Source organism: Mycobacterium sp. (assembly GCF_049802695.1).
GTDB lineage: Bacteria > Actinomycetota > Actinomycetes > Mycobacteriales > Mycobacteriaceae > Mycobacterium.
On sequence record NZ_JBARMY010000279.1, the window covers coordinates 1 to 10,830 of the forward strand.

General features: G+C 62.9%; 9 protein-coding genes and 1 pseudogene. 3 read left to right on the forward strand and 7 right to left on the reverse strand.

Annotation, left to right across the window (positions count from 1 at the left end):
• Positions 1–1,087, forward strand: a 1,087-nt coding sequence (locus tag WA317_RS11370) for a DUF4185 domain-containing protein (RefSeq protein WP_425173123.1), incomplete at its 5' end; no start/stop codon positions are given.
• 301 nt (positions 1,088–1,388) lie between these two features.
• Here the strand turns inward: WA317_RS11370 and WA317_RS11375 are convergent.
• Complete coding sequence (locus WA317_RS11375; RefSeq protein WP_425173131.1) at positions 1,389–2,249, reverse strand: hypothetical protein; 861 nt, start codon at positions 2,247–2,249, stop codon at positions 1,389–1,391.
• Positions 2,250–2,344: 95 nt separating this feature from the next.
• Between WA317_RS11375 and WA317_RS11380 the strand changes: the two genes are divergently transcribed.
• A complete protein-coding gene (locus WA317_RS11380) occupies positions 2,345–3,145 on the forward strand; it encodes a GAF and ANTAR domain-containing protein (RefSeq protein WP_425173124.1) in 801 nt (266 codons plus the stop codon).
• Positions 3,146–3,150: 5 nt separating this feature from the next.
• Here the strand turns inward: WA317_RS11380 and WA317_RS11385 are convergent, their stop codons facing one another.
• From WA317_RS11385 to WA317_RS11405, 5 genes are all read right to left on the reverse strand, one after another.
• The gene (locus WA317_RS11385; protein ID WP_425173125.1) at positions 3,151–3,909 is read right to left on the reverse strand and encodes a GAF and ANTAR domain-containing protein; all 759 of its coding nucleotides are present in this window, start codon (positions 3,907–3,909) and stop codon (positions 3,151–3,153) included.
• Between the two features lie 43 nt (positions 3,910–3,952).
• Complete coding sequence (locus WA317_RS11390; protein ID WP_425173126.1) at positions 3,953–4,654, reverse strand: GAF and ANTAR domain-containing protein; 702 nt, start codon at positions 4,652–4,654, stop codon at positions 3,953–3,955.
• Between the two features lie 93 nt (positions 4,655–4,747).
• Entirely contained in the window at positions 4,748–6,253 is a 1,506-nt protein-coding gene (locus WA317_RS11395) for a wax ester/triacylglycerol synthase domain-containing protein (protein WP_425173127.1), read from the reverse strand.
• Positions 6,254–6,743: 490 nt separating this feature from the next.
• Positions 6,744–8,135: a fatty acid desaturase family protein gene (locus WA317_RS11400; RefSeq protein ID WP_425173128.1), complete on the reverse strand. Its 1,392-nt coding sequence runs from the start codon at positions 8,133–8,135 to the stop codon at positions 6,744–6,746.
• Between the two features lie 15 nt (positions 8,136–8,150).
• Positions 8,151–9,248: a ferredoxin reductase gene (locus WA317_RS11405; RefSeq protein ID WP_425173129.1), complete on the reverse strand. Its 1,098-nt coding sequence runs from the start codon at positions 9,246–9,248 to the stop codon at positions 8,151–8,153.
• A gap of 540 nt (positions 9,249–9,788) precedes the next feature.
• Between WA317_RS11405 and WA317_RS11410 the strand changes: the two are divergent.
• Positions 9,789–9,938 (forward strand): annotated as a pseudogene (locus WA317_RS11410) (LLM class flavin-dependent oxidoreductase); the annotation flags it as partial.
• Between the two features lie 107 nt (positions 9,939–10,045).
• Here the strand turns inward: WA317_RS11410 and WA317_RS11415 are convergent.
• A complete protein-coding gene (locus WA317_RS11415) occupies positions 10,046–10,741 on the reverse strand; it encodes a hypothetical protein (RefSeq protein WP_425173130.1) in 696 nt (231 codons plus the stop codon).
• Positions 10,742–10,830: the final 89 nt, after the last annotated feature.

Consider the following 10,830-nt stretch of genomic DNA (forward strand, 5'->3'; position numbering starts at 1 on the left):
GTCCCCCAACGCCGCTCAGGTCGCCCCGAACGCCGTTCCGGCACCCGGACCGGCGGCCGACCCCGGTGCGGCGATCGCGGCGTCGACGACATCACTCGCGGAGTGGATCAGCGGACCGAACAGCCCCAACCAGACCCTGGACCGGTTCGGCATCTCCGGCGCTGACCTTGGAATCCCATGGGACAACGGAGATCCCGCTAACCACCAGGTGCTCATGGTCTTCGGTGACAGCTACGGCTATTGCGGTGTGCACGGCCACCAGTGGCGGTACAACACGTTGTTCCGCACGCAGGACGGCGACCTGAACAACGGAATCAGCGTGGCGCCCGGGGTGGTGAACGACCGGTACTCCGGTTCGCCGCTGTTGGCGCCCAACCTTTCCAAACAGGTCATCAACACGATCAAGAAGGCGCCGTCCGAGACCGGAATCATTCCGACCGCCGCAGTCTCGGTCGGCAGAACCCAATTCGTCAACTTCATGTCCATCAGGTCGTGGGGCAACAACGGCGAGTGGTCGACGAACTACTCGGGTATCGCGCGGTCGATCGACAACGGCCAGACCTGGGGCGTGTATCCCGGTACCATTCGCCCGCCGAGCGGCGGAAACGAGAACTTCCAGATGGGAGCGTTCACCCGACCCGGCGACGGTTACGTCTACTCGTTAGGGACACCGGCCGGACGTGGCGGATCGGCTTACGTGACAAAGGTTCCCGAAGGCTTTCTCCCGGACCTGACCAAGTATCAGTACTGGCACGGCGACGCCAACGGGTCCTGGGTGCCGGCGAACCCGGCGGCGGCGACGCCGGTCGTCCCCGGCCCGGTGAGCGAAATGTCGGCCCAGTACAACAGCTACCTCAAGCAATTCTTGATGCTGTACTGCAACGGCGCCAACGATGTGGTGGCCAGGACGGCACCCGCACCGCAAGGTCCGTGGAGCCCCGAGCATGTGCTGGTGTCGTCGACGCAGATGCCCGGCGGCGTCTACGCGCCCTACATCCACCCGTGGTCGTCCGGCAAGGACCTTTACTTCACGTTGTCGCTGTGGTCGGCGTACAACGTGATGCTGATGCACACCGTATTGGGATAGCCCTTCCTGCCCGCTGCCCGGGTCGACGCTTCGCCCGCCGTATGCACAGTGAATTCATGGCCAAAACTGACCATGCCGCACAGTTCGGCGGGCCACCCTCGACAAGGCGGGCGAAAAGCCCACCGGACTCGGGCCTTGAAGGGAGTGACGGGCGTGTCTGATACCCCAGTGGCGACGGTTGTCGACCTTCAGTCGCACCCGCGCCGGGTTGCCGCGCAACGGCGTGCGCAGCAGCGTAGCGAGGACATGCGCCGCCATCCGTCCTTCCTGGCACGGCGACACGCAGCAGCATCGGGCGAAGTCATCGGGTGCATTGACCGGCCGGCAGGGCCCCGAGATGGGCGCTCAGCCACCTGGCCATCTCGGTGAGGTCGGCGGTGCCGTCGTCGAAGTTCCCCGAGGCGGGTTGTACGGCAAGTGCGACGGCGACCATCCCCTGCGGGGCAGGTACTACGCCGATCTGGCGGACCAGATAGCTGCCGGTTGGTGACGGCCCCCAGCCACCTTTAAATTGTGAGCCGGCCACAGTGCCGATGCCCCATCGCTGGTCGGGTTCGATGCGTCCCATCAAGTCGAATACCGGCGCGTTCGTTCCGTCACAGTACGCAGCCGAAGTGAACGCCACCTGGTCGGTCAGCGGCCAGTCGGTCTGACCGAAAGCGGTGAACTCCGGACGCACCTTCTGCGACTGAACGATCGTCGGGTCGCCGGTGGACCGCAGTACCGCCTCGACCTTGTGTGCAGCGGTGACCGGCTCACCCAACCCGGCCCAGACCGATTCCGCCGCCGCATTGTCAGACCGGGTGATTGCGGCGTCCATCGCGGCAGTGATCGCGGGCGGATTCTTTTCCCGTGCCCCCGCGATGACCAATGGAACCTTGATCGTGGACCAGGCAGGACCACTTCGCCACTTCCCCAGAATGATCTGGGCTTGCTTGCTGCCGATCGCGCTGATCACGATCCCCATTGAAGCGTGCAGCTTGGACTCCAGCCGGACGAAGTCCGCAGCGAGCGCCGCCGGACTTCGCCCCCCAGCGGGTGGCGTCGTTGTCCGAACGCGCAATTGGCTGCCGGCGATCACACCTGCCGTCAGCCCCATCGTCATGAACGCCGTGATGCCGGCGATCAGCAGAATGGTCCTACTACGGGCACCTGGCCGCATCACGCATCGACCATCCGTCACCGCCCTATGGCTGTCAACGAGGCACGCGGGGCGATTTAATCTTCGGCCGGGCGCGAGTAGATTTACTCCACACGATGCCTGACTACGATGCCCAACCCGGTCGCGAACCGGAAAAGCCCGAATTATCGGCCGCGCAGCTGGAAGCGGACGACACCGACCTGTACGCAGGCCTTCGCGGGGTGTCCGGGATCGTGGCCGGTGCCCATGGAGTGAGCGACCTTCTCAGCGGCGTAGCCGAGTTCGCCGCCCAGGCGATACCCGGGGTCGAGGGCGCCGGTGTGGCCTTGGTTGAACTGCGCCGGGGCATACCGAGTGTGCAGACGTGGGCGGCGACGGCGGTGCTCACCAACGAGATCGACAAGGTTCAGTACGACGAATTGAATGAGGGGCCCTGTCTTACGTGCATGCAGACACGGCGACCAGCCGTCAGCGGATCGCTGGGCAGTGACTGCCGCTGGCCGCGCTTCGGTGGCCGGGTCGCCCGGATGGGAGTGCATTCTGCGCTGTCCCTGCCGCTGATCGTCGGGGACCAGGTGATCGGCGCGATCAATGCCTACGCGAAAAACCGGGACGCATTCGCCGAACATGCTGTGCAGTTGGGGTCACAGTTCGCCGGACCCGCAGCGGTGTCGGTGTACAACGCCCAATTGCTGGCCAAGGCCCAAGAGCGAACCTCGAGGTTGCAGCGCGCCCTGGATAGCCGCGCGGTGATCGATCAGGCGATCGGCATTATCCGCAGCCGGTCGGGTGGCAGCGCTGAGCAGGCCTTCGAACGGCTGGCCCGCATCAGCCAAGCCGGGAACGTCAAGCTGCACACCGTCGCCGAGCGGCTGGTCGAGGAGGCCGTGCGGCGCGCCCGCTCGCGGCAGCGCTGAAGCCGTTAGCGCGGTGGCGTGGCTGCGAACTCGGTCAATTCCGCCACGAGTATCGGGCGGGAATGCCGATCGTTCATCAACTTACGGGCGACGTTGGCCAAATGTTCGCCGTGGGCCCGTGCGTAGCTCCGCAACAGACTGAACGCGTCTTCCACTGAGATGTCCAGCATCTCCAGAAGCAAGCCTGTCGCCTGCTCGACGAGCACGCGGTTGGTCAGCACCGAACGTAGTTGCGGCATGACGCTGGAGGGTGTGGGCGGGTGTTCTTGCAGGATCGCGACGGAGGCGATGTGGGTCAGGGTCTGACCCACGAGCAGATCGGCGTCATTGAGTGCCCCGCGGTGGGTGCCGAATAGACCGAGCGCACCCAGGACGAGGCCGGCGGCGCGCATCGGGACGGCGTGCACCGAGTTGAACCCGTACTCGATCGCCGCGGGGACGAAGTTCGGCCACCGTTCGGTGGCGGCTTGCAGGTCGGCGACTGAGACCGGTTGGCCGGTGGCGTAGCAGTCCACGCACGGGCCTTCGTCGGCTTCGAGCTGGAACAGCTCCAGGTCGCGTGTCCGCTGAGAAGTTGCGGCTAACAGGCGAAGACGCCCTAACGGGTCGGCGAGCAGAAAGCCTGCCGCCGCGATGTCCAGCAGCTCGGCGCAGCGTTCGGTGAGTTCTGTGAGCAGGTCCACGACGTCGAAGTCGAAGAGCAGGCTATCGACCAGCGAGACGACTGCGCCCAGTACGCGCGTCTCTCGAGGAGATTCGGTCACATTGGCTCCTGTTCCTTTGCGTTTCGTGTCGGTGCGGCCGGGATCAGTCGGCCTCGAGCTGGATTCGGCGGTCGAGGATTTCACGTGCGACGTCGGTGGCGCTGAGACCGGTGGCGTAGGCGTGGGCACGCAGCCGCATCAAGGCCTCTGCCGGTTCCAACCCCAACTGGCCAACGATCACGCCGGTCGCCTGACTTACCTCGGCGCGGCTGAGCGCATCGAGCTCGGCCCACGCGTTGCTGTCGGGATTGGAGACGGCGGCCTGCAAGTCAGTGTCAAGAAGGTCGAGAAAGGTGATACCGGCCAACTCGGCGGCGACGCCGGCACCGGTCAGCGCATCGCCTTCCAGCTGACCCGGCTGCGTGCAGAAGAAGTCGAGGGCGCCGACGAACTCGGCGGCCACAACGATGGGTATCGCATACACGGCGCGGATATTGTGCGCGAGCATGGCGGCGCCGTAGGCGGGCCAGCGGACCTCCTGGGTCAGATCGACAACAAGCATAGGGATCCGCTGCGTGACCGAGTCCAGGCAAGGCCCCTCGCCGAAGGTGAACTGCAGTTCGTCGTATGTGCGCGCCAATTCGCCGCTCGATCCAAGGGTGCCGCTGTTAACTCCTTGGAAGATGAGCGAGATCGCTGCCGCATCAACGTTGAAATGTTCGACGCATATCTCGCACAACATGTTGGCGGCCGCTACCCCACGCCGGCCGCCGACGGCGGCGAGCAGCTGCTCGTGGAACGCCACATTTAACCGAACGAGAGGCGGGCGGTCGAGGTGCCCAGATGCCGTGGTGGCGCAGTCATCCTCGAACCTCCTCTAGTCGGGCACCAATTTTGATCAAGGGTGACGGCGTGAACGATTCGCGGGGTGTGACGTCATCTCCGTGACGACGGAGCGGCCTTTTCCGCGAGGAGCTTCCTGTGCGGCCGCCACCAAACCTTGGACACAATGCGCGATACCGGTCGCAATGTCGTCGACCGCGGGCACGTTGTCGGGGCATGCACACACGCTCACATCCAATTCACCACCACGGGAGATCACCGCGATGTTCAGGCCGCTGCCCTCGGCGAGCGGCGCCACGGTATGCATGCCGACGACCTTGGCGCCGGCACAGTACACCGGCGCCGACTCGCCGACGGTGTAAGAAACACTGCCATGACAACTCGGCCCGAGTTGGTGTCGCAGGCCCAACCGAGTGTAGAGCTGCTTACCAGCCTTGGTTGCGGTCGGCGGAATCAGCGACGCGATGGTTGCGAAACCGATTCTCGGAGCATTGTTCTCGTTGCGGCGGCTGCGAATGGCGTTCAACCTTTCGGTGGCAGTGTGGAGGTTGGCGAGGACCTGCACAGGGTCGTCCAGCTGTATCGGGATGCGGAAACGCCCGACGCTCAAGCCGTTTCCGACTTCGGGCAGATCGGTGGCCGGCGCCTCGAACGGCATCCGCATCAGCAGCGGAGCGTCGGGCACCCGGTCGTGTTGTTGTAGCCAGGCGCGCAATGACAGTGTGCAGGCAGCTACCACAACATTGGTGAGGCTGCCCCCGAACGCGTTGCTGACCGCCTTCAGGTCCGCGAGCGGGATCGAGGCGAAAGCCACTGCACGCCGCCGAGTCAGCGGCGCGTTGAAAACTGTTCGGGGCTCCCAGTTGCTCATAGGCGACGCCGCCGAAACCACCGGGTCCGTTACGCCCGTGCCACGTAGCCGACCACGCAACGTCTGCAGAAGACCGGACACGGTCTGGGCGATCAGCCATGCGCCGGTGACCTGGTTTTCGACAATCTCGGTCACCACATCGGTCGCAAGCTCGCCGACGGAAGGCACTGAGCCGAAGCTCGGCTCAGCCGGAAGGTTATTGGCTGGATCGGCATCCGACTGGGTGGTCAGCAGCCGTGGCCATAACGACGTCGCTCCCGCCGTGCCGTCATTCAGTGCAGGCGACATCTTCACTGCCAGCGCCCACCGGCCGCCCGCGAGACCGTTGATACTCCATGCCTCCCACAGCGGTTTACGGCGATCGTGTCGGCCGGTAATGAGATCCGGGATAAAAGCGGCCAACTCGCGCGGGCCGCCGGGATCGCGAACGGTTGCAGAATGAATTTGCGACGTGGGGTCGTAGTCGTCGATCTCGGCCCATACCGGCTGTCCGACACCCAACGGCTTGCTCACCAGTCGGCTGCGGAACCGCGCCAGTTGCGGCAGCGACCCGGCCACCAATCGATGTAGCCGCTGATGGCTGAGCTGATCGGACGCCTCGATGACGATCAGCGCGATCGTGTGTGCAGATGCCTTCGAGCTTTGGGTGTGCACCGACAGGGCATCGGCTCCCGCCAAGCGAGTAATCACCAGCGCACCATTTCCTCCACCATCTGAATTCCCCTGAAGTACAACGTTAAAGAACACACAGGAACGGTGTTATGAACGGCGATCGCGCCTTTGTGCACTCGGGGACCGCCGCAGGATTACCGGGTTGAACAGCCGTGCTGCGTTTTCGCACACAGCAATTTCGACGGCGGCCAGCCTGATGCTGACTGCTTAACACCACAGTTGCGCACCAACGGCCGTCTGGCGACGGTGACGAACGCAACCTGCCCCTGACCCGTCGCTGTCTACCAGGGTATGACGAATTAGGCGGAGAGAAAAGTTTCAACGATGCACCGCTGCGGGATCTTATCGGTCACCGATAGATTACTGCGATGACAACCGCCGTCCTGCTCAGCATCGCCGTGGTCGCCTCCGTCGCGTTAAGCATCTGGTTCACCCAGCGGGGCGGTCGCAATCGCTGATTGACGCTGTGCCCGTCCCGACAGGTTGGGTGGCTCCGCGCCGCGTCACGTCAGTCCTTTCCGCGTGGCGGCGGCTGAACATCGACGCCGGTCGAGCCGTGCTCTGGGCCGGCGTCCGGGTGTTCCGCCGGCAGTCGGTCGCGGTATCGGCTGGCCTCACTCGGACTTTCCGCTCCGATGCGTCGGTCCTCGCTGTGGTATGGCCCGGGCTTGGGCCGAGGTTTCCCGCCGGGAAACGCCAACCGGAAGATAGTCCGATGCACGGAGTACCACTGCTTGGAGAACCGCCCGGAGTTGTACGGCAACTCGTAGCGCTCGCAAATGTCCTTGACCTTCGGCGCGATCTCCGAGTATCGACTGCTCGGCATGTCGGGGTAGAGGTGATGTTCCACTTGATAACTGAGATTGCCGCTGATCAGATGAAACAGTGGGCTGCCGTCGATATTGGCCGCACCAGTCAACTGGCGAACGTACCAACCGCCGCGCGTCTCGTCCTTCACCTCTTCTTCGGTGAAGGTGTAAGCCTGGTCCGGGAAGTGTCCGCAGAAAATGATGGCGTGCGCCCACACGTTCCGGATGAGGTTGGCCAGCGCATCGGCGGCAAGGGTACGCAGAAATGTGCTTTCCAGCCCGGGCAGAAACCGGTCCATCCGACTCGCCGTCGCCCCGAGGCGACCTTTGCCCGATACCCTGCGGAGCCGCCGGCCGATACGGGATTCCGCGGGCTGATCGATGCGGCCGCGCAGGGCCAGTTGTGCCAGCGCGAACGCACCGGCACTGATCGCCGGCCATCCTATGTAGTCCTTCTGAATCTGTGAGCGCGCTTTGCCGCTAATGCCTTTGAGGTCTTTCCAAATCTCTGAGCGGGGTTTCTCGCCAGCGAGAACTTCCTGGATGCCCAAGTCGTGCACTGCTACGCCCCACTCGAACAGCATCGTGAGGAGCAAGTTGTATAGCGGTTGACCCAGATTGGCAGGCCGCCATTCCTGCGCGGGGTCGATCCGCATGATCTCGTATCCGAGGTCTTTATCCTTGCCCAGGATATTCGTGTAGGTGTGATGGATGTAATTGTGTGAGTGTTTCCAGCCCTCTTTAGTGGAGGCGGTGTCCCAGTCCCACACCGAGGAATGAATGTCGGGATCGTTCATCCAGTCCCACTGGCCGTGCATGACGTTGTGGCCGATCTCCATGTTCTCCAAGATCTTGGCCATACCCAGACACGCTGTGCCGAGCACCCACGCGGTTTTCGACCGCGACGCCAGCAGCAGCACCCGCCCGACCACCACGATCTGACGTTGCACCGAAATCACCGTCTTGATGTAATGCCGGTCCCGATCGCCGAGATCGGTGAAAACCTCGTCGTGAATCGCGTCGAATTCCTTCGCGAGTTTTTCCAGTTCTTGTTCGCTTAGACGGGCCAGCGGACTTTCCACAGTTGTCACTGCGGCTCCTTTCGATCACAGTTCGAGTTCGACGTCACCTTCGGCGGCGTTGATGCAGATCCTTACGTCCTGTCCGGTGGGCTCGCTGACTTCGCCGGAGCGCAGATCGCGCAGCTTGCCGGACTTCAGCGTCCCGACACAGGTGTGGCAGATCCCGATCCGACAGCCGTAGGCAAGTTCGAGACCGGCCTCCTCACCGGCTTCCAATATTGGTGTGCTGCCGTCACATTCGACGGTCTTATCACTGTCGAGGAAGGTCACTTCACCGCCCTCGCCTTCACCCCCGTCCCCACCGATCTTCGGCTGGAAGCGCTCGAAGTGCAGGCGATCGGGGTCGCCGTTGTCTTCCCAGTGCTCGATGAGCCCATCGAGTAGTTCGCTGGGGCCCGAACAGAACGCCTCTCGGTCGCGCCAGTCTGGGCACAACTCGTCCAGGTCGCTCGGCGACATTCGGCCGCGATCCGAGGTGAGCCGCAAATCCAGCTGCATGTTCTCGTGGCGTTCAGCAAGGTCTTCCAGCACGGAGAGGAACATGACCTCGTCGCGGACGCGAGCGGAATGGATGACCATGACGTCGCCGAGATCCCCGCGACGGTCCAGGCTGCGCAGCATGCTCATGATCGGCGTGATGCCGCTGCCGGCGCTGATGAACAGCATCTTGGCCGGTAACGGCTCGGGAAGCGTGAATACTCCTTCCACTTCCCCAAGGCGCACCAGCTCGCCAGGCTGGATCTTTTCCACCAGGTAGGGCGAGACGACACCGGTCTCCACCTTCTTGGGCGAGACGCTGATCAGACCGTCTCCGGGCTCCGGATCGGAGGTGAGTGAATAGGCCCGCCAGTGGTAGCGGCCGTCGATGACGACGCCGAGCCGCACGTATTGGCCTGGCTTGTGGCCCACCCATTCGTAACCCGGCCGAATCAGCACGCTCGCCGCTTGGGATCCCTGCGGCTCGACACGCTCGACCTTGCCGCGCAGCTCTACCGTCGTCCACAATGGGTTGATCATCTCGAGGTAATCGTCGGGCCGCAGCGGTCTGAACAGTTGCCGCACGGCTCGCAGAAATAACCGGCGACCCCGTGGGACTGGGGGTTGAGCACCGCGTTCCGCCATGGCCGCGATAGTAACAGTTGTCCACTGAATCCGATAAATCGTGCCCGGTGCGTGCCTTTTTAGAAGGAATCATCTATTGAACGTACGTTCACTAATACGGTAAGCCGTTTGAGGTTCGGTTCGGCCGCCCGCGTTGCAGCCCGCTGGCTGTTGGGCCCAAACGGGCTCGCATCATCGAAGCGCTGCACTGGTCTCCGGGGTTTGAACGGCACCGGACGTGGTGGGCCACGACCGGGTCATCCTCCTGCCTGAACAAATTTCTTTTCGGGCAGCGCCATCGCCTCGGCAGCCTTCCACGAGTGGGGTGGACCTGAAGGCTCGTCGTGACGACGAACAAAGTAGGCCACGCCGTTATGGACGCCGCGGAGTGCATAGCCAGCCGTCGAAACGGAAACCAACATCGGTAGCCAGTTGCTCGTGTGGTGACCGACACTCCACCACGCCCCGGTGAACAGAAGCGCGCAGATGAACAGCAGGGCGTCGCGTTAGGTGCCGGCCGCTCTGGTAACGGCTCGTATCGGTTGGCGGCAGCAATACACCGGAGAACGCGAAGGCAATGAACCCTATGGCGTGGACTGGACTAGACCGGTGGCCCGCTTTGAGGAGGCGATGGCCACCATCCGAGCCCTGCGCAATTCCAAAGGTCAACGCGTCGAACGAGACTCGGAATTCTTTCCCCTGTGGAACGCAAACGGGTTCTTACCGGGTTCCGGTCATCACCTCACGGAATACGCTCAGCGCCTCGTAATCGTTCGCACCGCAGCCTCCGACACGGCGGTCAACACCCACTCGGAGAATCAGCTCCGTTCTTCATCACCGTGCGTTGCCTTAAACTGGTCGGGAAAGGCGTCGTAGGCAGATTTCGCCCACTCATCCATCTTCTCCATATTGATGCCGAATGTCGACTGGTATGAGGCGGCCAGTAGGAACAGTACGATTGCGTATACGACCGCCATTGCCCATGCGAGTGCCTGCCAATCCTGATTCACAACGATGGGTATTGCCAGGCTTGAAACTGTCAGAGCTAGAACGACTGTCAATAGTCCCCCGTACGCGATGATGCTCGCCGCGGCCATCCCGATTCTTCTCTCTTTCACGAGTATCGGGGTCTCATTCACTAGTCGGCCGCTCGTACGCCCGATCCAAAGTCGTGTTGGATTTTTGATACTGGGGATCTGATTCAAAAGCTTCTGCTCGAGTATAAAAATCGCCTGATTGTGCGCCCATACTCGGCTGTTCAACTGCGAGTGCCAAGCTATTACCAACAATGCGGGTATAGGAATAACCGGAACCAAGGCGTGCGGTATTGTATCCGGCCTGGTCGCCCAGACAGCACCAATTACCGTAGAGTAGGCCACCAGGACGCTTACCAGCGTCAGTCCGTGCCCCAGAATGTTTTGCACCTCGGTCCGTTCAGCCGCATACAACGCAGCCAGCGCGGGCACGGAGTCACCGCTGTCGACTGAACCATCATTACCATTGCGAGTCGTCATCGATCGGCCCTTGTCTGAATGAGTCATGCACAGTTGCGGCGTTCGACGCCGAGCGCCCCATCATCGCAGCAGCGGGCAGCGTGCGGGAC

Excerpts from the sequence above, each read along its gene's own strand:
- WA317_RS11375 (WP_425173131.1), bottom strand. The coding sequence starts at position 2,249 with ATGCGGCCAGGTGCCCGTAGTAGGACCATTCTGCTGATCGCCGGCATC.
- WA317_RS11380 (WP_425173124.1), top strand. The coding sequence starts at position 2,345 with ATGCCTGACTACGATGCCCAACCCGGTCGCGAACCGGAAAAGCCCGAA.
- WA317_RS11405 (WP_425173129.1), bottom strand. The coding sequence starts at position 9,248 with ATGGCGGAACGCGGTGCTCAACCCCCAGTCCCACGGGGTCGCCGGTTA.
- WA317_RS11415 (WP_425173130.1), bottom strand. The coding sequence starts at position 10,741 with ATGACGACTCGCAATGGTAATGATGGTTCAGTCGACAGCGGTGACTCC.